Source organism: Rhizorhabdus histidinilytica, from assembly GCF_900167915.1.
Lineage (GTDB): Bacteria > Pseudomonadota > Alphaproteobacteria > Sphingomonadales > Sphingomonadaceae > Rhizorhabdus > Rhizorhabdus histidinilytica.
On the sequence record NZ_FUYM01000001.1, the window covers coordinates 489,097 to 510,599 of the forward strand.

13 protein-coding genes are annotated in these 21,503 nt (G+C 65.8%); 3 read left to right on the forward strand and 10 right to left on the reverse strand.

Annotated elements, in window-relative coordinates; all coding sequences use genetic code 11:
* Window positions 1–253: 253 nt before the first annotated feature.
* From B5X82_RS02395 to B5X82_RS02435, 9 genes are all read right to left on the reverse strand, one after another.
* On the reverse strand, window positions 254–4,294 hold the full coding sequence (locus B5X82_RS02395) for a multiheme c-type cytochrome (protein WP_377266361.1): 4,041 nt from the start codon (window positions 4,292–4,294) through the stop codon (window positions 254–256).
* A gap of 59 nt (window positions 4,295–4,353) precedes the next feature.
* Window positions 4,354–6,264, reverse strand: coding sequence for a hypothetical protein (locus B5X82_RS02400; protein WP_176152444.1), 1,911 nt, complete (start codon window positions 6,262–6,264; stop codon window positions 4,354–4,356).
* Window positions 6,264–8,276, reverse strand: a complete 2,013-nt coding sequence (locus B5X82_RS02405; protein ID WP_079646421.1) for a heme-binding protein — start codon at window positions 8,274–8,276, stop codon at window positions 6,264–6,266. The genes B5X82_RS02400 and B5X82_RS02405 overlap by 1 nt, the downstream gene beginning before the upstream one ends.
* Window positions 8,273–9,685, reverse strand: a complete 1,413-nt coding sequence (locus B5X82_RS02410) for a multiheme c-type cytochrome (protein ID WP_079646422.1) — start codon at window positions 9,683–9,685, stop codon at window positions 8,273–8,275. The genes B5X82_RS02405 and B5X82_RS02410 overlap by 4 nt, the downstream gene beginning before the upstream one ends.
* A 116-nt stretch (window positions 9,686–9,801) precedes the next feature.
* Entirely contained in the window at window positions 9,802–11,238 is a 1,437-nt protein-coding gene (locus B5X82_RS02415; protein WP_079646423.1) for an aldehyde dehydrogenase family protein, read from the reverse strand.
* A gap of 96 nt (window positions 11,239–11,334) precedes the next feature.
* Complete coding sequence (locus tag B5X82_RS02420) at window positions 11,335–12,987, reverse strand: acetolactate synthase large subunit (RefSeq protein ID WP_079646424.1); 1,653 nt, start codon at window positions 12,985–12,987, stop codon at window positions 11,335–11,337.
* A gap of 282 nt (window positions 12,988–13,269) precedes the next feature.
* Window positions 13,270–14,802 carry a cysteine--tRNA ligase gene (gene cysS, locus B5X82_RS02425; protein WP_079646701.1) on the reverse strand — a complete coding sequence of 511 codons (1,533 nt, stop codon included), beginning with the start codon at window positions 14,800–14,802 and terminating at the stop codon, window positions 13,270–13,272.
* Window positions 14,803–15,075: 273 nt separating this feature from the next.
* Window positions 15,076–15,777: a hypothetical protein gene (locus tag B5X82_RS02430; RefSeq protein WP_223811339.1), complete on the reverse strand. Its 702-nt coding sequence runs from the start codon at window positions 15,775–15,777 to the stop codon at window positions 15,076–15,078.
* Between the two features lie 40 nt (window positions 15,778–15,817).
* Window positions 15,818–17,845: an adenylate/guanylate cyclase domain-containing protein gene (locus B5X82_RS02435; protein ID WP_079646426.1), complete on the reverse strand. Its 2,028-nt coding sequence runs from the start codon at window positions 17,843–17,845 to the stop codon at window positions 15,818–15,820.
* 123 nt (window positions 17,846–17,968) lie between these two features.
* Here B5X82_RS02435 and B5X82_RS02440 point away from each other — a divergent pair, with 123 nt between their 5' ends.
* From B5X82_RS02440 to B5X82_RS02455, 3 genes are all read left to right on the forward strand, one after another.
* A complete protein-coding gene (locus tag B5X82_RS02440) occupies window positions 17,969–19,306 on the forward strand; it encodes a DNA recombination protein RmuC (RefSeq protein ID WP_079646427.1) in 1,338 nt (445 codons plus the stop codon).
* 20 nt (window positions 19,307–19,326) lie between these two features.
* Entirely contained in the window at window positions 19,327–19,785 is a 459-nt protein-coding gene (locus B5X82_RS02445) for a hypothetical protein (protein ID WP_079646428.1), read from the forward strand.
* Between the two features lie 204 nt (window positions 19,786–19,989).
* Window positions 19,990–20,694 (forward strand): glutathione S-transferase family protein, encoded by a 705-nt coding sequence (locus B5X82_RS02455; protein ID WP_079646430.1) that lies wholly within the window; start codon window positions 19,990–19,992, stop codon window positions 20,692–20,694.
* 45 nt (window positions 20,695–20,739) lie between these two features.
* Here B5X82_RS02455 and B5X82_RS02460 read toward each other — a convergent pair whose 3' ends face one another.
* Entirely contained in the window at window positions 20,740–21,438 is a 699-nt protein-coding gene (locus B5X82_RS02460; RefSeq protein ID WP_079646431.1) for an energy transducer TonB, read from the reverse strand.
* Window positions 21,439–21,503 lie beyond the last annotated feature (65 nt).

Here is a 21,503-nt window from a genome sequence, read left to right on the forward strand (position 1 = left end):
CTCTCTAACTCGTTACGCCGGCGTGCGGAAAAGCCCAATGCCGACAGCATGTTATATCGAACGGCGATCTCTGCCGACCGCTTTTGCATCCGATTGGGAGCAATCATGCGGTACCGGTCGATTTTCCCGATGGTCCGAAAAGTAAGTCCTGAGAACGGAAGACGGTCGAGTGGCCGTCTCCAAGCCGGAGAACCGCGTCGCGGCTTCGCTCAGCCGCGTTCCTTCCCTCGGACATTTTGCGCCAGGGCGCGTCTCATCGTGCGGCCCGCGCCGGAACCCAATCGGCGAAGGTCGGCGTGTCGCTGACCTTCCAGACCTGGCCCTTGGCGTTGAGATAGAGCTTCTCCATCTCGTTGCGCCTGAACGGGCGCGAGCCGATGCGGCCGAAGACCGCGATCTGGTTGCCGCTCTCGTCGACGCCCCGGTCGCGGTCCAGGCCCTTCGACAGGGCCAGCGCGGGCGAGGGGGTCTTCGCCCAGGCGATCAGCTCGGGTTTGGGCGCGGGTGAGAAGCCGTAGAAATTGGGTTGGCTGTCTGGCGAGGTGAGCTGGATCACCTTCAGGCCATTGCGGCCGTCGGCGACATAGGCGAACAGCGAGGCATTGGTCGTGCCGACGATTACGTCCTCGGCATCGTCGAGCCGCCCGTCGAACGTCACTTTCTGGTAGAGCTTCGGCTTGAGCGGTCGGGTGATGTCGACGATCACCAGGCCGTCCTGCTTCGCCGCGACATAGGCATAGGTGCGGGCGAGGTAGACGCGCTGCGCATTGGCGATCGGCAGCGTCGCCGACGGGATCAGCACAGGCTTGTCGAGCTGGGTCACGTCGACGAGCTGGAGGCCATCGGCGGTCGTCACCCACAGATAGCGGAACTGCAGGGCCGATGCGCGCGCATCACGCAGCGGCACCGTCGCGGCGAGGCGTGGATTCCTCGGGTCGCTGATATCGACGACGACCAGGCCGACATCGGCGGCGATATAGGCATAGTTGCCGCCGATCGTGATATGGCGCGCGCCGGCGAGGATGTTGTTCTCGTTCCAGGTGGCGGTGCGCTTCAGGAAATTATTGCGCGGCTCGCCGTCGGCCAGCGTTTCGACATTGACGACGATCAGGCCCTCTACCGAGTCCGTGACGAAGGCGTAGCGATAGATCTCGCCCATCTTCTGTTCCTGGTTCTCGGGATAATATTTGACGATGTGATCGTTGCGCTCGGTCGAGATGTTCTGATCGGTCGGCAGCGCCATGCAGGTCGCGTTCCGTGACGCGACATGCGTGTCGTGGCCGAGCGGCGAGAAGGGCGCCGTCAGGATGCGCTGCGACGTGCCCTTGTTGGCGATCGACGCGACGTCATAGACGCGGAACCCGCCCTTGCCCTCGGCGACGAAGAGATATTCGCCGCGCAACTGCACGCAGCGCGCCGCGCCGCCGGTCGGATGATGGGTGTTCGCGAACTCCTCGAGCGAGTCCGGTTCGCCCGACAGATTCTTGTCGAAGCGGGTGCCGCGCACCCATTCGATCAGCTCGCGGCCATGGTCGAGATGCTGCTTGTACCAATCCGGATAGGCATATTTGTGGAGGTAGGAGCCGATCACCGCCTGCGGCTCGCTCCACTCGGTGACGCGGATCGCCTCGATGCCCTTCTCCAGCCCCGTCCAGGCGTTGAGGCCGACGAAGTTGACGAAATTGGTGCCGAGCAGGTTGAGCTGCGCCATGATCGCGTTGTTGTCGTCGTCGGCCGACAGGTGGCAGTCGGTGCACTTCTTGGTCTCGGTCTTGCGGACCGTGTGCGGGAAGTGCGGCGCGAAGGCCTGGCTGGAGTAGCCGGCGGCCGAGATCGGCGGCTGCTGGATGTAGATCCGCTCGCGGTTGATGTTGGTCGACGACAGGACCAGCGCCGATGTCGACCGGATCGGGGCGACGATGTTGCCCTTGGTCGTCTGGTGGATGCCGAGCTGGAACATCTCGTCGCGCGCGACCTGCGGGTTGTAGGTCGCGAAGTTGCGCGTTTCGATGCCTTCATATTTGTGGCTGCTGGTCTTCCAGTTCGCCTCGATCGGCAGGTGGCAGCCGCCGCACGACGTCGTCCAGGACAGGTGGCAGGTGAAGCAGGCCATCTTGTCCATGTCATGGGCACGGTCACCCGGCGCGACGCCGGGCCCCCATTCGAACCTGCCGGTTTCGACGCCGGCCTTGCCCATCAGCTTGGCGCGCGCGGCGAGGGGATTGAAGTGGGCGCTACCGCGATCGACCGATTCCTTGACCAGCGATACCTTCCATTCGATCTTCGGATCGACGATCGAACGCTGGATCAGCACCCGTTCGCCATTGGCGTCGGTCGTCCATTCGAAGCGCCGCTTGCCGTCCTGGTTGCGCAGCAACGAGAGGTCGGTGCCGCCTGGAGGCGCGGCCGGCCCTGACGTGCGCAGCGTCGGGAAGGCGTCCGGCGTGCCGTGACAGTCCTTGCAGCCGATCTCGACGGCATTGGCCACCTCGCCGTAGATCAGGCCGTTGCCGTGGCTGTCCTGCGCGAAGTGGCAGTCGGCGCACTGGAGACCCTTCTCGGCGTGGATGTCCATCATATGGACGGCCTTGCCCTTCTGCTCGCCCACCGGGGCGAATTCGGGCATCCCGGCCTTGCGGAATTTTTCCGGATCGTCGGGCGAGACGATATTGCCGTCGGCGTCGAGCAGATTGCCCTCGCGGTCGCGCTTGTAGATGGCGCGGAAGTTCCAGCCATGGCCGTGATAGTCGGCGAACTGCGTATCCTTCGCCTTCGGATTCACATCGTCATAGACGTTGCGCAGGAAATCCAGGTCGGCCCATTTGCCGATCGCGGCCGCGGCTTCGGGATTGCGGTCGAGCACCGCGTGACGTTCGGCGATCGTCGGGTTCTTCTGCTTCTCCGGCCACATCAGCGGCGCGTCGGACTCATAGTCCCACATCGTGTAGCCGAGATAGGAATTCAGGAATATGTTGGGCTGGTGCATGTGGCAGTTCATGCACTGCGCGGTCGGGATCGCCTTGGTGAAGGCGTGCTGGATCGGGTGGCCCTTCTCCTTCTGCGCGCCGATCGGATGGGCGGGCACGTCGGCCGCCCCGTGCATCGCGATGTCACGGCGATCATGATCGGGCGCGGGCGGGCCATGTTCGTCGGTCTTGGTGCCATGGCCGCCGCCATGACCGTCGCCCTTGGGTTCCAGCTTGTCCTTGATGGTCGGGTCGACCGTCGCCGTCTGGCCGTCGCGGCCATATTTGGCGTAGATCAGGCTGTGGGTGGGTTCGCGGTCGTTGGCATAGACGACATGGCAGCCCGCGCAGCCCGAATTGCGATAGTCGCCGGGCTGGTCGTTGGTGCCCATGAACCACATGAACGGATCGTTGAGGCGCGTCTTGTGGATGTTGAGCACGGCGATGGCGACGCGCAGACCGGTGCCGGGGCCACGGTTCGACTGCTTGAGGTCGGGCCGGCCGGGCTCCTCCAGTCGCTGGATGCTGCCGGTCGAGTTGGGCAGGCCGATTTCCGCGAAGGTGCTGTTGATCGTGCGGCCGCCGCGTTCGAACACGCGGAAGATGTCGGCGGGTGGAATGACGTGCCAGGTCGGCAGCGGATACATGACCGGCAGCGCGCCGCGCGCCTTCTGTTCGGGCGTCACCGTGCCCGGCGTCGTGCCTGGCGACTTGATCTGCGCGGGCTCGCCCTTGCTGGTATAGGCTTCGCCGAAGATGTAGTTCTTGTAGGGGACGATGCCGTTGTTATAGGCGCCGCCGCCCCACAGCATCGCGCCGGTCGACATCAGCGAGCGTTCCGCCGCCTGGATGATCTCCATGTGGCAGGAGCCGCAAGCCTGGCGCGCGACACGATAGTCGGATGGATTGACGAAGCGCACATATTCCGGCGCTTCCCGGTTGAGCAGCGTGTAGCTCCGCTTCGGGTTGGCCGACGAGGGCCAGTGCCAGCTCTGCGGATATTTCGGCAGGACGTGCGCCTTGTCGCGGGCGCGGACATAGGACGCGTCACCCATTCGGGCGCCCGCGTCGACATGGACGGTCGCATCGCCGCCGTGGCAGTCGACGCAGCCGAGCACGACCGCCTCGGTCTGGTGCATCGTCTTGCGGTCGGTCGCGGTGTGGCAGGAGACGCAGCCCGCGCTCTTGCCGTCGGCCTGGGCCCAGTCCTGGGTGCGCGGCGCATCGGCGAATTTGGGATAGCTGCGCGCGACCGGCTTCTCGCCCTCGGAAGCCGGGGCGGGTGAGGGCGCCGAGACGATCAGCGTGACCGCCGCCGCCAGCGCCATCGCGCCGCGTGCCGCCCACCGCATCGTCAACAGGGATCCCAAGCCTCGCATCTACATCCTCAGAAAGACAGGATCGCGTTGAAGAGGACCGAATAATATCGATCGTCGCCGCGCGAATTGGTGAAGAGGTCCGAAAAGCCCTTGCCCGGATCGAGCACCGCGCCCGACAGGCGGAAGACGACGTTCTGGATCATGCTCGGCCGCCAGATCAGCGCGCCCGACAGGTCCCAGCCGATCGACTTGGGGATGCTGCCCTCGTTGCGCAGCTCGCGCAGCGTCGCGGTGTTCTCGAACCACAGATGGTTGAGGTTGGTCGAGAAGCGAAGCTGCGGCAGGATGTCGAAATCCGCGCCGACGCCGAGCAGCATCGTCCCCGGATTGTTGAAATTCGACTGGCCCTGCTCCTTCGAGGTGCGCAGGTCGTTGAGGATGCCGTTGCGCGGCGAGATCGCGACATTGACGCCGCCGCCCGCGAAGGGGACGACCTGACGGATCCAGTAGCTGGTGTCGGCGCCGGCGAAGATCGGGTTCTCGAAGATCGCCGAGAAGCCGGTTTCCTTGTTGTCCTTCGGCTTGCCGTCGCCGGTCGCGTAGAGGCCCGACAGCTTCACGCGGATCCAGTCGATGTCGTAGCTCAGCTCAGCCGCCGCGAAGAAGGCGCGGATCTTGGCCGGCTTCGAGGTGAAGAAGCTGTTCCGGTCCTCGCCGAAGGCACCGTAGAAGGTCGACGACAGGTTGAAGCGCTTGAGCCGCCCATCGAGGCTATAGCCGACATAGTAGACATCATATTCGCGCGGCCTCTGGTCGCCGAGCAGGGCCGGGCGGACCGGAAAGCCGTTATGGTCGAGCTCGCGCTCGGTCTCGCGGTTGAAATTCGCGGTGAACGAGGCAAGCGAAGTCAGGCCCGGCAGCGGGAAATCCTGCGCGAAGATGTTGGCGCTCAGGATATAGTCGTCGCGCGGCTTCCTCGTGATGTCGTTGAGGCCGCTGTTGGTGTCCTTGTCGAGCCGCCAGATCGCCTGGAGGTTGAACTGGTAGCGATTATTGTCGCGGTTGCCGAAGAACCGGATGCCGAGCTGGTTGTCCTGGAACAGGAAGCCGCGGAAATCGAACTGGAAAGGCTGGATACCGATGCGGATCGAGTCGAAGTCGAAACGATCGGATCGGTTGCCCAGATGCTTGTCGATGAAGAATTCCTGGACGCCCAGGAAGCTGTCGGTGCGGTGCGTCGGGCGCGAGGATTCGACGTGAAGGACGCGGCGTTCCTGCACGTTCACATAATTGACCTGATAGGCCAGCAGAACGCGATATTCGACGTCCGGCGGCTTGTAGGCGGTCGATCCCTTGGTCAGGCCGAAGCCGAACAGGCCGGTCTGGGCGAGGACGAGGCTGCGATCACGCCCGAAAGTATCGATTGCGCCGGGATAGCTGCTGGTCTGGTCCGCGACCGGGGTCGGGAAGGAGCGCGGCTCGACGACGGTGTCGGAGATCGCGTTGATCCCGAAAAACCAGTCGTCGCCAGTGATCGGCAGGAAGAAGGGCTTCTTGTCGAGCTGGATCGGCAGGTCGGCCTTCAGCGGATTCTGGTGATAGGGGTCGAAGCGCGATTTGCAGACCGTCTGGAGCCCGACGAAATTCTTGTCGGGGCATAGTGCCGTGACGAGGCGCCAGCGATCGGGGATCGGGAACTGGTCGGTCGGAAAGGCCTCGGGAGGCGGGGCGGAGACCGCGCCGACATTGTTCTGGACGACCGGCGCCGGCAGCTCGGTGACGTAGCCCGGGCGGCGGCGACCTGCGATCATCGGGTCGTCGACGGTGGCGCCGGGCTCGACGCTGCCCGGCACGGCGAGCGCGTCCGGGGCGGGCGCGTCGACCGGCGCGGCGTCGCGCGGCTGCGCGGCGGCCTCGTCGGGCGCGGCCGAAGCCAGGGCCACCGCATGCAGGAGCAGGGAGGAGAGCGCCGCTGCCATTATTTTCCGCCGCAGACGTCCTGGTCGGACGTATCGAGGAACGGAGCGAAGGGGCAATTCACGTAGCGCAGGCGGACGCCCGCGCCGACCGCCACGACGATGTTGTCGGCGCGAATGTCCTTCGGCGCGTTGGAGACGGTGGTGACCCGCTCCCCGCCATAATGGAGACCGAGGAAGGAGATCATGTCGTCCTGGTCGATACCGTCGCCCGACACGCCGATGCCGCCGACCAGCTTGTTGCCGCGATAGACCGGCACCGATCCGGGGAAGATCTGGATGCCGTTCTGCAGGCGGTTCTCGCTGGTGCCGGGAACGTCGGGCAGGAAGGTGCAGCGCTGGCGCGTGTCGGTGGGCGAGGCGCCCAGCACGAAGCCGAGATGCTCGGCCAGGTTGTTGAAGATCAGCGCGCTCTGCAACCCGGTGGAGAAGGGACTCCACTGGTTGAAGGGGCGCGACAGCGGTCCGTTGGGCCGTCCCACCTCGCCGTCGGGAAAGAAGGGGCGCGAGAGATTGCCGCCCGAACGATCCGCGAAGGCGCGGCTGCCGGTCAGCGCGCTCGGATCGTTGAGGAAGGTCCGGACCTTCTGGACGAACGACTGGACGTCAGGACTCGAGTCGCCGAGCAGATCGGGTGCGGCGTGGGCGCCCGAGAAGAAGGTTGCGGTGCGCGCCTTCTGCAGCGAGACGTCGGTGCCGAAGATCGGGGCGTCGGGGCCGCGCACCATGCCGAGCACGACCCCGCGCGTGTCGACGACGGTCATCGTCACCTGCGCGCGGCTGTCGAGCGGCTTGCGGATCTGCGCGCGGGCGCGGCTCATGATCTTGAAGGCTTCCTCGAGGATCGCCTTCACCTCGGTCTGGGTGAGCGGCGTCGAGACCTCCGCGGCGTCGGTTCCGCCGCGCAGCGGATAGCGGTTGTTGCCGGCGCCGTCGGTCAGGATGAAGGCGTCGACATTGTCGATCGTGTTGCCCGAGCCGCGCTCCGCCGCGGTCGCCGCGCGATAGCCCGACGCCTCGGAGCCGTAGGCATGGCCGGCGAGCACCGCCGGAGTGCTTCCTTGCGCATAATAGCCCGGGATCGACACCAGTGATCCGGTGCCCGAAAGCGCCGTGAAGGCGCGGGCGTTGGCCGGATTGGTGCGCAGCTTGGACGTGTCCGCGTCGGTATAGCGAAGCTGGACGATCACCTGGATGTTGTTGGCGCGGATGTCCTGCGGCGCTTCGAAGCCGCTCAGCCCCGCCGTCGCGATATATTCGTCGTCGTCATTGTCGATGTCGTCGACGTTCGGATCATAGCCGTAGAGGCCATCCGACATGACGCCGATGCCGCCGACCACCACGCCGTTCTTGTAGAGCGGGAAACCGCCCGGATCGGCGGCGAGGCCGAGCGGCGAGCGCTTCGGGCCGATGAAGGCGGCGCTGCCGCCCGCGGGCAGGTAGCGCCGCGAGAAATCCGAGCAGGGGAGCTGGCTGAACTGCACGCCGAACAGCGGACCGCCGGCAAGCTGGTTGTTGCCGGGCGGAAAATGCTCCTGGACGATGAAGCTCGCGGTCCGGGTCGAGAAGGCGTTGCCCGACGACGACAGATAGGCGCCGGTGATCGCCTTGGCGATCGCCGCGGCGGCCAGCGGGTTGGCGGCGGGCGAACCGGCGACGGCGAGGCCCTCGACGTCGGTCGGCGTCACAACGCGATGGGTGGTCTTGATCGTCAGCGTCGTCGGCGCGCCGGTCATCTGATAGACGGCGAGGACGTTGCCGACCCGGTCGACGATCGCAATGACGGCGGGCTTGTTGCGCGCCGCGGCTTCCTCGATCGCCTGGGCGAGCACCTTCTGCACGTCGGCGACGGTCAGCGCCTCCGGCGCCGGCACGGCGTAGAGCGCGCTGGGGGTCGGCGTCGGAGTCGGCGTGGGTGTCGGGGTCGAGCTGCCGCCGCTGCCGCCGCCGCCGCAGGAGGCGAGCGTGAAGGCGAGGGCGGTCAAAGCGGCTACACTACGCGAGGCAACGGTCATTTGAGGGCCCTTATCGAAGCGGCTGCCTGCCCCAGGGCCGCCCGGAATTCCGCGGGGCGATAGGCGTTGCTGTTGCCCACCGCCTTATAGGCCCGATCGATCGCGCCACGCGCGCCACGGGCCCGGTCTTCGCTGACATGGCCCTGGCGGACCAGCGCGTTGAGCAGCGTGTCGACCGCCATCACCGCCTGCGCCGAACCTTCATAGTCGGTGAAGCGCGGCGAGATGGCGTTGCCGGCGATCGTGTCGATGATCGCGAAGGTCTGTTCGCGGCCGAAGGCGCTGCGGCTCAGCGTGTCGGCGAGGCTGCCCGCCGTCGCCGACAGCCGGCGCGCGGCGGCGACGGCTGCGGGGCGGTCCTTCGCCAGCGCGGCGTGGAAGGCGCGCGAGTCGGCATCGAACTTCGCCGCCATGCTCGGCGCCGCGACCTTGGCCGCCGCCGACAGCATGATCATGTTCTCGTCGTTGAAGGGCGGCATGCCCGACGGGATCGGGCGGCCCGGATTGGCAACCCAGTTGGCCCGGCCGTTCGGCCCGTCGACGATCTGGCGATGGCAGCTGTGGCAGTCGAAGAAATAGATTTCGGGGAAGATGCCGTCGGTCCCGAGCCGCGGATTGGCGAACAGGTTGGTCGCACGGCCGACCGCTGTCGCCTGACCCACTGCCCAGAGCTGGACATTGTTGGTGCGGCGCTTGCGCTGCACATAGTCGGCGTCTTCGTCATGGTGTTGCTGGAGCGCCGAGAAGAGGTCGACTTCGAACGCGACGCGCGGGTGGCCCGCCGCCATGATCCGGTGCGAGACGAACTGGCCGGGCCTGTCGCTGCCGAGGTGGCAGTCGAGGCACTTCTCCGCGCGGGCGCGGGGCTGGTCGAGCGGGTAGAGGCCGCGCGACACGTTGGCGCCGTGGGTCTGGCCGACCGCATAATGGGTCGTCAGCCAGCCATTGTCGCCACCTGCGCCGCCATGACAGCCTTCGCAGCCGACGCCGTCGCTGACCTGCCAGCGCGGCCCCTTGCCGTTGAAGGCGGGATCGGCGTGGCAACCAAGGCATTCGCCGGCCGAGGTCGCCGGACCGACCCCTATCTTCGCGGCGATCGCCTGGCCGCGCGCGGAAGCGAGCGCGGCATAGGCGCGGCTGTGCGCGCCGGTCTTGCTGGATGCGTTCTGCCAGTGGAGGATCTCGTCCTGGCGGACGACCTTTCCGGTCGGTTCGCTGCGGCCGTGGCAGGTCGATCCCGCGCAGGAGGCGACACCGACATGGACGGCGCCGGTGGCGGCGGATGCCGAGGCGGCGACGGCCCGGTCGGCCGTGCCCGTCGTGGCGAGGAAAAGCAGTGCGATGCCGAGAACCGCGGCGCCGAAAAGCCCGCAGACACAGGACAGCCTGCTCGAGACCTTACCCCCCAATTCGGCGCTCCCTAACTGCCGATGCCCATTCGTAAACGCCACTTTTGCCCCTGGGCGGTCACGATCGAGAGTTTGTATCGCTCTTTAACCGCCCGATGGCAATCATTCAAAGTTTATCAAGCGCTTCGCCGCCGGATGACGAGATTGCGGATCTCCGTCATGTCCTCCATCGCGAAGCGGATGCCTTCGCGGCCGAGGCCCGAATCCTTGACGCCGCCATAGGGCATGTTGTCGACCCGGTAGCTCGGCACGTCGTTGACGACGACGCCGCCGACGTCGAGATCGTCCCAGGCGTCGAGGATCTTGAAGATGTCGCGGGTGAAGATCCCGGCCTGCAGGCCGAACTTCGAGTCGTTGACGATCCTGAGCGCCTCGTGCCAGTCGCTGAAGCGGATCAGGAAGGCGGCGGGGCCGAATGCCTCCTCGCGGTTGAGCTTGGTGTCCGGATCGACATTCTCGAGCAGGGTCGCTTCGAGCATCGCGCCCTCGCGCTTGCCGCCGCACAGCAGGGTAGCGCCCTTGGCGGTCGCCTCCTGAATCCAGCCGTCGAGGCGCTGCGCCTCCTTCACGTCGATCATCGGCCCGACGAAGGTCTTCTCGTCATGCGGGTTGCCGGCGATCAGCGTCCTGGTCCTGGCGACGAGCTTGTCCCGGAACGCATCGTAGACCGCGTCGTGGACGAGGATGCGCTGCACGCCGATGCACGACTGGCCCGACTGGTAGAAGGCGCCGAACACGGTGCGTTCGACGGCATCGTCAAGATCGGCGTCGGCGTCGATCACCACCGCGGCGTTGCCGCCCAGCTCGAGCACTACCTTCTTCTTGCCGGCGCGGGCCTTGAGGTCCCAGCCCACATCGGGCGATCCGGTGAAGGACAGCAGCTTGAGGCGCTCGTCGACGGTGAACAGGTCGGCGCCGTCGCGCGCCGCCGGCAGGATCGAAAAGGCGCCCTTGGGGAGGTTGGTCTCGGCCAGCACCTCGCCCATGATGATCGCGCCCAGCGGGGTGCGGCTCGCCGGTTTCATCACGAACGGGCAGCCGACCGCGATCGCCGGCGCGATCTTGTGCGCAGCGAGGTTGAGCGGGAAGTTGAACGGCGAGATGAAGGAGCAGGGGCCGATCGGCACCCGCTTCCAGATTCCCTGGTAACCGCGGGCGCGCGGCGAGATGTCGAGCGGCTGGACCTCGCCGGTCATGCGCACCGCTTCCTCGGCGGCGATGCGGAAGGTGTCGATCAGGCGGCCGACTTCGCCGCGCGAGTCGTTGATCGGTTTGCCCGCCTCGATGCACAGCGCATAGGCGAGCTCGTCCTTGCGCTCGGTAAAGCGGTCGACGCAATGCTGGAGGACGGCCTGCCGCTCGTAGCTCGCCATCTTCGCCATCGGCTCGGCGGCCTTGACCGCCCATCCGATCGCGGCGTCGATCGTCCTGGCGTCGGCCAGTGCCACCAGCGTCGCGACCTCGCCGGTGAACTTGTCGGTCACCTTCAGGTCGGTGTTCGGCTGCTGCGCCTCGTTGGCGAGGTAGAGGGGATAGGTGTCTTTGAGCTTCATCGCGGACCGTCCGTTATCGTCGTCGCCGGGAGCGGCGGGGGTGGCGGCACCCATATAGGCAGCCGGGCGACCCCGCCGAAATCGATCATAACGGAATTAAGAAATTTCCTTGCTGAGCGTCTTGATATCCTTGTTGAGGATCTGGTCGTTCTCGGAATAGTCGACCGGGCAATCGATCAGATGGACGCCGGGCGTGTCGAGGCATTCCTTGAGCAGCTTGGTCAGGTGCTCCGCGCTTTCGACGCGATGGCCCTTGGCGCCGTAGCTTTCGGCATATTTGACGAAGTCGGGATTGCCGTAGGTCAGGCCCCAGTCCTTGAAGCCCATGTTCGCCTGCTTCCAGCGGATCATGCCGTAGGAGCTGTCGTTGAGGATCAGCACGGTGATGTTGAGGCCGAGGCGGACCGCGGTCTCCATCTCCTGGCTGTTCATCATGAAGCCGCCGTCGCCGCAGATCGCCATCACCTTGCGATCCGGATAGACCATCGCGGACGCCATCGCCGAGGGCAGGCCCGCGCCCATGGTGGCGAGCGCGTTGTCGAGCAGCACGGTATTCTGCTGGCGCGCCGGATAGTTGCGCGCGAACCAGATCTTGTAGACGCCGTTGTCGAGGCAGATGATGCCGTCGGCCGGCATGGCGCGGCGAATCTCGCGCACCAGGTGCGGCGGGAAGATCGGGAAGCGCATGTCGCCTTCGAGCGATTCGGTGTGCGCAACCTCGGCCTTGCGGGCCTTCAGCATGAAGTCGAAATTCCAGCGGCCCGACGGGACGATGTCCTTCTGCATCTTCCAGATCGCGTTGGCGATGTCGCCGATCACCTCGACCTGCGGGAAATAGACCGGGTCGACCTCGGCGGTCTTCGAGCTGACGTGGATCACCGGGGTGCCGCCGTTGCGCATGAAGAAGGGCGGCTTCTCGATCACGTCATGGCCGACGTTGATGATCAGGTCGGCATGCTCGATCGAGCGGTGGACGAAATCGCCGGCCGACAGCGCGGCGCAGCCCAGGAACTTCGGATGGCATTCGTCGATCACGCCCTTGCCGAGCTGGGTGGTGACGAACGGAATGCCGGTCTTCTCGATGAACTGGAGCAGCATCCGGCCGGTCTGCTTGCGGTTGCCGCCGGCGCCGATCACCAGGATCGGGGATTTCGCGTCCTCGATCATCTTCACGGCGGCGCGGACCGCCTTGTCCTCGGCCTCGGGACGACGGGCCAGCGAGCGCTTGAGCGGCTTCGAGTCGGTGTGCTCGTCCGCGACGTCCTCGGGGAACTCGATATGGGTCGCGCCCGGCTTCTCCTCCTCGGCGAGGCGATAGGCTTCGCGGACGCGGCTCGGGATGTTGTCGGCCGAAGCGAGCTGGTGGGTGAACTTGGTGATCGGCTTCATCATCTCGACGACTTCGAGAATCTGGAAGCGGCCCTGCTTCGACTTCTTGATCGGCTTCTGGCCGGTGACCATCAGGATCGGCATGCCGCCAAGCTGCGCATAGGCGGCGGCGGTCACGAAATTGGTCGCGCCCGGCCCGAGCGTCGCCATGCAGACGCCGGTCTTGCCGGTGTGGCGGCCATAGGTCGCGGCCATGAAGCCGGCGCCCTGTTCGTGGCGGGTGAGGATCAGCTTGATCTTCGTCGACCGCGAGAGGCTGTCGAGCATGTCGAGGTTTTCCTCGCCGGGAACGCCGAAGATATATTCGCAGCCCTCCTCTTCCAGACATTGGATGAAGAGATCGGATGCCTTCGTCGCCATGCTATGCCCCCCTTACTGTCGTCGCGCCCCTGTTGCGACCATGCAAGATGGGCGATTGCTATGTCATTTCGGCGACGGGGAACAGGATTTTTTACAATCTGTTGCGGATTGATTCCGGGTCAACTGGCTGAAGCCCGTTTGGGACGCGTCTGTCGGCGTGTCACGGCACCAGTCCGCTCCCCCACCCGGCCACCCAACGGCAGTATCTTATGGGGTGGGCGGATGGGGGAGCGGGCTGGTGCCGCCTCGAAATGCGCTCTTCCGCGCATTTCCAAACCACTCTCAGAGATCGAGAATCCAGTCCCAGCGCATGTCGCCGGCGCCGTCCATCACCGACACGCCCCGTTCGGCCAGTTCGTCGCGCAGGCGGTCCGACGCCGCATAGTCCTTGGCCGCACGGGCGGCTTGACGCTGCTCGATCAGCGCCTCGACTTCGTTTTCCGTGGTGCGGGCGTCGGCCGGGCGCAAGCGCAGGTCGATCCGCTTGAGGGTAAGCAGGCCGAGGCCGAGCGCGAGGTCCATCGACGCGAGCAGCCGCAGCCGTTCCTCCGCGGGGATCGCCTTGTCCGCGATCGCGCTTTCGAGCAGCGGCAGGGTCTGCGGCACCATCAGGTCGTTCGACAGCGCCTCGTCGAACTGGACGAGCAGCGCGCCGGCCTTCGCGCCGAGCCCCGCCTCGATGACCGAGCGCTGATAGGCGAAGGACGCGCCCTTGCTCGAGCCGCTCTCGTCGATCAGCCGCAGCCAGTCGGGCGCGCCGGCCTTCTCGCGAAGCTGCTGCGCGGCGAGGACGAGCCGGGTCAGCCGGGTCAGCGCCGCCGCCAGCGCCTCGGGCGAGAATTCGAGTTCGGAGCGGTAATGCGCCGACAGGCAGAGCAGGCGATAGGCGAGGGGGTGGACGCCCTTGGCGATCACGCCCGCGAGCGTGGCGAAGCCGCCCTTCGACTTCGACATCTTGCCGCCGCGATCGACCAGGAAGTTGTTGTGCATCCAGAAATTCGCGCCCGACGCGGCGGTGCCGGTGAAGGCCTGGTTCTGCGCGATCTCGTTGCAGTGGTGGATCTCGCGATGGTCGATTCCGCCAGTGTGGATGTCGAACTGGCTGCCCAGATACTTCATGCTCATCACCGAGCATTCGAGATGCCAGCCGGGCGCGCCGGGGCCCCAGGGCGACATCCATTCCATCTGCCGTTGCTCGCCCGGCGCCGAGCGGCGCCACAGCGCGAAGTCGGCGGCGTTGCGCTTGCCCTCGACCTCGGCGATGCGGCCGACCGTCTCGTCGCCGCGCGCGCCGGCGAGGCGGCCGTAATCGGGCACCTTCGACGTGTCGAAATAGAGGCCGCTGTCGAGCTCATAGCTCGCGCCCGCCGCCTCGATCGTCCGGGCGAAGGCGATCATGTCCTGGATATGGTCGGTCGCAACGCTCCACAACGTCGGCGCGATGATGTTGAGGCCCGTGAGATCGGCCTTGAACGCATCGGTATAGAAGGCCGCGATCTCCCAGATCGTCTTGGCCGCCTTCTTCGCCGCCGCCTCCATCTTGTCGTCGCCCTCGTCGGCGTCGGAGGTCAGGTGGCCGACGTCGGTGATGTTGATGACGTGGTTGACCGGCCAGCCCTTCCAGTTGAGCGTCCGCCGCAGCGTGTCGGTGAAGACATAGGCGCGCAGATTGCCGAGATGGGCGAAGTTATAGACCGTCGGCCCGCAGCTGTAGAGGCGCACCATCGTCGGATCGATCGGCGCGAAGGCGCGGGTCGACCGGGTGAGGCTGTCGAACAGCATCAGGGGGGCGCCGGCGGGTACGGTATCGGTCATCATCTATCCATTTGAGACAGAATGGCCTGTCTGGTTTCTATCCGTATCGGAAAATTGCAGGCGCTCTAGAGCATTTCGGCGGACGGGGCCAAGGGGCTGTCCCACATCCGTCATCCCGAAAGTCGGGATCGCCCTTCACCTTTCCCGGCCTGTTTTCGTCACGAGATCAAAAGGCAGGGAGATTCGAGCTTTCGCTGGAACGACGACTTCTCCCCAAAAGAAGAAGGCCGGCAGGTTTCCCCGCCGGCCTTCGCTTTGCCCCGGTGGGCGGGATCAGCCCTGCGACTTGCCGTCGGGCAGCGCGACCGTCTCGATCAGGAGGTCGAGCTGCGCGTTGCAGCCGGCCTTGATCAGCGACTGCGCCATATCTTCAAGGCCCGGCGAGGTCGGCTTGACCACGACGAACTTGAGCGAGGTCGGGGCCTTGGCGCCCTCCCAGCTCAGCTTGTACGCGCTGCCGTCGGTGACGGGCAGGTTGGCCGGCCAGAGACCCGCGGCCTGGCCGGCGGCGAGGTCGATCGTTCCGCTGGTGCCGTCGGCGCGGGTGACGCGGACGCTCGCCGCCTTGCTCGCGTCGGGACGCCACACCGTCACCGACGAGGTATCGGCGATGCACATGTTCGCGCTGCGGGTAACGTCGACATACCAGACGTTCGGGTTGCGGCCGGCATTCTTGTCGATGCCGCTGGCGCTGCGGACCGCCCCGATCCGCGCGCGCCGCTCGCCGCCGCCCGAGACGAGCGCGTTGAGGGTCGAGCCGGTGGTCGCCGCCGCTACGGTCGATCCGGTCGAGCTGAACGTACCCGGGCCGCTGAGCGTGCGGGTGCCGCGGCCGTCGAGCAGGACGACGGTGTCACCGGCCTTCAGCGTGATCTTGGCATTATCCGGAAGCGCCTTGCCGGCCGGATAGACCTTGGCCGACGGGCCCGCCGAACGGACCACGAGCGGGGCCGCCGCGGCACTACCCGCCAGCATCACCCCAAGGAATGCCGCAATTGCAGCCTGCGGCCGGCATTTATTTGTCCAGAGCACTATAACCTCCCGGTCCAACCTCACGAAGACGCTCTATCAGATTGGCGAGCGCCTTATCATCAGGATTTTCTGCGGCCATCTTCTCGAACTCGGCCAACGCACCTTCATCTCCTGCATCATATCTACGGAAGATGTCTGTGAACTGTTGCACACGGGCTTCCGAAAAATCGAAGACGGGTTCGAACACTTCCATCGGGGTCGATCGGCCGGACACGGCGATCCGTCCGACCGGCCGGAAACAGCTCAGCGTCGACCGCTCGACCACGGTGTCGCTGACCAGCGTCTTGGTCTTGAGATATTTGTTGGCGCCCTCGAGCCGCGACGCGGTGTTCATCGAGTCGCCCAGCGCGGTGTACTGGATGCGGCCCTCGCCGCCGAAATTGCCGACGATCGCCTCACCGAAATGGACGCCGACGCGGGTGACGCCGATCGGCGGCACGCCTTCGGGGGCCTCGCGGCGGAACTGCTCGCCGGCCTCGTACATCGCCACCGCGCAGCGGACCGCGCGCTCGCAATCGTCGGGACGGCTGATCGGCGCGCCCCAGAAGGCGACGATGGCGTCGCCGACGAACTTGTCGATCGTGCCGCCATGTTCGAGCACCGTCTCCGACAGCACGTCGAGATATTTGTTGAGCAGGAAGGCGACCATCTCCGGCTCGATCTGGTGGCTGAGCTTGGTGAAGCCCTCCAGATCGCTGAACAGCGCATAGATCTCGCGCTTCTCGCCGTGGAGCTGGAGCCGCTCCGGGTTCTTCATGATGTCCTTGGCGATGTCGCCGGGGAGATATTTGCCGAGCGCCGATTGCGCGAAGTTGCGCTGTTCCGATCCGATGCCGCGCGCTGCGGTGCCGACCGCCGAATAGGCGAAGACCCAGCCGATCAGCCAGCCGAACACCGGCAGTCCCTGCGTGTCGATGCCGTGGAACTGCCAGATGAACGGCACCGCCGCGATCGCGCCCGCCTGAACGAGCAGCAGCAGGCCGAGCTTCCAGATCTTCATGTTCGATACCGCCGTCAGCGCGCCGAGCGTGATCACGCTGAGCGCGATCAGCCACAGGCCCCAGCCGGGAATTTTCCGCGGCATCACCTGATCGAGCATCTGCGCGAGCAGCGTCGCGTGGATCTCCAGCCCGATCGTCGTCTCGCCCTTGCGGATGCGCGAGGCGGGGGTGATGAACTGGTCGACGTCGGGAATGTCGCCGCCGATCATGATGTAGCGCCCCTCGATCTGAGGGCGGAACGCCTCGATCAGATCGGGATTGGCGATGATCTCGATCGGGAATTTGTCGAAGACGGGCCGGTCCTCGAACTTGGGGAGCCGGTAGCGGATCGATCCCTGATAGGAGCGGAACTGGTGGTAGCCGCCGGTCAGCGAATTGGCCATCAGCGGCGGCAGCTCGGGCGGCTGGTTCGGCCAGCTGCGCATCACGCCGTCCTCGTCGGCAAGCAGGCGGATGCTCGTCGGATGGACGTTGCCGGGCTTGGTCTGCCGCAGGAAGTCGCGCAGGAAATTCTCCTGGTCGAGCGTCATGAAGGTCGTGTTGGTCGCGTGCGAGGCAAAGCCCAGATAGGTCGGCGTCTTCATTGTCCGGAAGGCGTCGATCAGGATCTGATCCTCGGGCGTCGGCTGGTCGATAAGGATATCGATGCCGATCGCCTTGGGCTTCATCCGGTCGAGCGCGAGCAGCCCCTTGGCCAGCATCGACCGGTCGAGCGGCGACCGGCGGCCGGTAAGGCGCAGCGTGTCCTCGGTGAAGGTCACCATCGCGATGCGCGGATCGGTCTCGACATGCGGGCTGGCGAGCAGCAGGCGCACGTCGAACAGCGCGCGCTCGGCATCCTTGGCCAGGATCACGTTCCAGCTGTAGCGGGCGAAGGCGAGGCCGAGGATCAGGAAGATGGCGGTAACGACGAGTCGCGTCGCACCGATCTGTTTCAGCGTCTTGCGAAAGACCGGCCCGAAAGCCAGGATACGCGCCGCCAGTGACGCGCCTTCGCCGCTACCCGCCATAGAATCCCCCAATATGCCCCGCCGCGATATTACCCGCTGCGGCGGCGATGGGAAGCGGCGAGTTAGCTTGCAATCCGTGCCGGTCCGGGGCAGGGTTCCCATTCTGTTCCAGAAGGATGCTCCATGTCGCCGATCGTTGCCCTTGCCTTGCCCGTCTGCCTGCTGATCGGGCTCGCGATCGGCTGGCTGGTGCGCGGCCGGCTGCTGGCGAGCGGGGCCGAGGATGCCGCCGGGCTGCGTCGCGCGCTCGACACCGCGCGCGACGCGCTCGCCCGGTCGGAGGCCGATCGGGCGGGGCTCGCCGCCGAGCGGCAGGCGCGGACCGAGGCGTTCGAAGCGCAGATTCGCCAGCTCCAGGAGGCGAAGGAGCAGCTCGCGGCCCAGTTCGCCGAGGTCGGCGGCAAGCTGCTCGATCAGGCCCAGCGCCAGTTCCTCGAACGCGCCGACCAGCGCTTCCATCAGGCGGGCGAGAAGAGCGAGGCGCAGTTGAAGGCGCTGCTCAACCCGGTCGAGACGACGCTCAAGCGCTATGAGGAAGGGCTTCAGCGGGTCGAGAAGGAACGGGTCGACAGCTATGCCGGCCTGCGCGAGGCGGTCGAGCTGGTCCGCCAGGGGCAGGGGCAGGTGCGCGACGAGGCCGCCCGGCTGGTCAACGCGCTGCGCGCCAGCCCCAAGGCGCGCGGGCGCTGGGGCGAGCAGTCGCTGCGCAACGTGCTCGAACAGGCGGGCCTGTCGCCCTATGCCGATTTCGCGACCGAGGTATCGGTCGACACCGAGGACGGCCGGCTGCGGCCCGACGTCGTCGTCCGCCTGCCCGGCGGGCGCAAGCTGATCGTCGACGCCAAATGTTCGTTCAACGCCTACATGGACGCGAGTGAGGAGGTTGACGAGGCGGCCCGAGCGACCCTGCTCAAGGCGCATGCGGCGGCGCTGCGCACCCATGCCAGCCAGCTCGGCCAGAAGAGCTATTGGGACCGCTTCGGCGAGGCGGCCGATTATGTCGTGATGTATATTCCCGGCGAGCATTTCCTGTCGGCGGCGATGGAGCAGGATCCCGAGCTGTGGGACTGGGCGCATCAGCGCCGTGTGCTGATCGCGACGCCGATCAACCTCGTCGCGCTCGCCCGCACCATCGCCAGTGTCTGGCGGCAGGAGAAGATGGCGGAGGAGGCGCGCGCGATCGGCCGGCTCGGCAAGGAGATGTACGAACGGCTGTCGACCGCAGCGGGCCATCTGCGCCGGGTCGGCGGCGGGCTCAACAGCGCAGTCGAGAATTACAACAAATTCGTGTCGAGCTTCGAGGGCCGCGTCCTCGTCACCGGACGGAAGTTCCGCGAGCTCAACGTCGAGACCGGCGACAAGGAGATCGATGAGCTGGGCGCGATCGAGACACGCGCCAGCGAGCCGTCGGTCGATCTGCTGGCGTCGCCCGAAGGCGGCGAGCCGGGTCTGCCGAACTGACGCGGGCGCGGTGACCGGCGATGGCCCTGGCGGAGAACAAGCCGGACCATTGGCTGTCGCTGCGGATCGTCTGGGCGGCGCTGATCGTCGCGACGCTGGCCTTCGCCTGGATTTCCGCCACCGAATATTGGCGCCGCGACGCGATACTGCGCGGCGGCCGCGAGCTTTCGGCGCGGGTGGTGGCGCAGTATCGCAGCGACCCGTCGCCGCTGGCGAGCTGCTCGCTGCGGATCGAGTTCCGCGACCGGACGATGGCCTTCCAGGACGGCCTGCCGATCGCCTGCGACGACCTGGCCGACTATCCGGTCGGCCGCCGCTTCGCGATCGTCGCGAACATGGCGCGCGGCGACTGGATGCCCGCCGGCCAGGGCCGCTTCCCGCCGGCGATCTTCGGCGTGGTGGCGGGGCTGGTCGGATTGGGCCTCGCCGCGATCCACACGCTGCGGATGCGGGCGCAGCCGGATAGCGAGGTTTATTGATTTCATAGTCGTCCTTGCGGAGGCAGGGGCCCCATGTCTCTCACCAGCCAGATGGCATTTGAGAAGACGACAGACATGGATGCCGGCCTTCAGCCCTTGGCTGAAGTTTATCCCGAGCGCCTGCCTTGCAGGCAGTCGAGGGGCTGGCATGACGATCAATGAGGCGATTAAGCTAGGGTCCGAACATCTCGAATGGAGACCATCATGGCCGATCTTTCCGCCTTCCCGATCACCCGGCGCTGGCCGGCCGAGCATCCCGACCGCATCCAGCTCTATTCGCTCAACACACCCAATGGCGTGAAGGCGTCGGTCATGCTGGAGGAGACGGGGCTTCCCTATGAGCCGCACCTCGTCGACATCACCGCGGACCAGAGCCACACGCCCGAATTCCTCTCGCTCAACCCGAACGGCAAGATTCCGGCGATCATCGATCCGGACGGACCCGGCGGGCGGCCGCTCGGCCTGTTCGAATCGGGGGCGATCCTGATCTACCTCGCGGACAAGAGTGGCAGGTTCATCGCCGCCGATCCGGCGCTGCGCTACGAGACGATCCAGTGGGTGTTCTTCCAGAATGCCGGGATCGGTCCGATGTTCGGCCAGGTCGGCTTCTTCAACAAATTCGCGGGCAAGGACTATGAGGACAAGCGCCCGCTGCAGCGCTACGTCGCCGAGTCGAAGCGGCTGCTCGGCGTGCTCGAACGGCGACTCGACGGCCGCGACTGGATCATGGGGGCGGAGTACAGCATCGCCGACGTCTCGACGCTCGGCTGGGTCCGCAACCTGATCACCTTCTACGAGGCGCGCGATCTCGTCGACTATGACAGCCTGAAGAACGTCCCCACCTGGCTCGACCGCGGCCTCGCCCGCCCGGCGGTGCAGCGCGGGCTGGAGATTCCGAAGCGGATTTGACATTCGGACTCGTTCCTTCCCTGCTGAGGGTTGGGAGGGAACGGCTCATCTCGGCGAGAACATAAGCGAAAATCCGCTCAGATTGGGGCGCCAGCTAAGCGAAACCAGTCCCCTGTCATTCTGGATGTCGGCAGGAAGCCGAAACCGGGAAACCTTCATCAGCTGCTTGCAAAGGCGTTTGTCGAAAACGCTGTTGCCGGACGAAGCCGTGATAGTGCAATTGGTGGCCTTTCCGAGGTCATCGGCCTCGATTACGGCCTGCACCGATCCCGTGTTTTTTCCGTGCATGTTCGAACGTATCCATTTCAGGTCGAGCCAGCCATCCTGATGAACGGCCTCAATCCTCGGTGTGGGAGCTTTGCGGGGCCCGGCGGGTGAATTGCCCAGTTTCCATGAGATCGATACGCTATCGAGAATATTTCCGTGCCGATTGCTGAAAGCGCGATACTTAGCCCTTCTCATAAGCAGATCGCACGTCCCCTCATCGAGGAGTGGAAAGCCACTGGAAAGTTGCGCTGTACACGAAATCGGCTTGCCTGAAGGTTCGACCTCCAGTTGAGCGACAACCTTCCCCTCCAGCCCCAGCCGCGCGGCGGATGGAGGATAATCGTCCGCTCCGATCCATTGATCTTCGTCCACCCTCTGCGGAGAGCCGAGCGGCTCTGCCACAGCGGCGAGCGGAATAACCAGCGCGCCCGTGATCAGGATTGAGATTCTGGCGAGAAGGCTGATCTCGATACCCACTGTTCGACCCCCCGACGTTCATCGATATCGGCAATGCTTTTGCACCATCGCTCGGATGAATAAGC

Excerpts from the sequence above, each read along its gene's own strand:
- B5X82_RS02395 (WP_377266361.1), bottom strand. The coding sequence starts at position 4,294 with ATGGCGCTGGCGGCGGCGGTCACGCTGATCGTCTCGGCGCCCTCACCC.
- B5X82_RS02400 (WP_176152444.1), bottom strand. The coding sequence starts at position 6,264 with ATGGCAGCGGCGCTCTCCTCCCTGCTCCTGCATGCGGTGGCCCTGGCT.
- B5X82_RS02405 (WP_079646421.1), bottom strand. The coding sequence starts at position 8,276 with ATGACCGTTGCCTCGCGTAGTGTAGCCGCTTTGACCGCCCTCGCCTTC.
- B5X82_RS02415 (WP_079646423.1), bottom strand. The coding sequence starts at position 11,238 with ATGAAGCTCAAAGACACCTATCCCCTCTACCTCGCCAACGAGGCGCAG.
- B5X82_RS02420 (WP_079646424.1), bottom strand. The coding sequence starts at position 12,987 with ATGGCGACGAAGGCATCCGATCTCTTCATCCAATGTCTGGAAGAGGAG.
- cysS (WP_079646701.1), bottom strand. The coding sequence starts at position 14,802 with ATGACCGATACCGTACCCGCCGGCGCCCCCCTGATGCTGTTCGACAGC.
- B5X82_RS02430 (WP_223811339.1), bottom strand. The coding sequence starts at position 15,777 with ATGCTGGCGGGTAGTGCCGCGGCGGCCCCGCTCGTGGTCCGTTCGGCG.
- B5X82_RS02435 (WP_079646426.1), bottom strand. The coding sequence starts at position 17,845 with ATGGCGGGTAGCGGCGAAGGCGCGTCACTGGCGGCGCGTATCCTGGCT.
- B5X82_RS02440 (WP_079646427.1), top strand. The coding sequence starts at position 17,969 with ATGTCGCCGATCGTTGCCCTTGCCTTGCCCGTCTGCCTGCTGATCGGG.
- B5X82_RS02445 (WP_079646428.1), top strand. The coding sequence starts at position 19,327 with ATGGCCCTGGCGGAGAACAAGCCGGACCATTGGCTGTCGCTGCGGATC.
- B5X82_RS02455 (WP_079646430.1), top strand. The coding sequence starts at position 19,990 with ATGGCCGATCTTTCCGCCTTCCCGATCACCCGGCGCTGGCCGGCCGAG.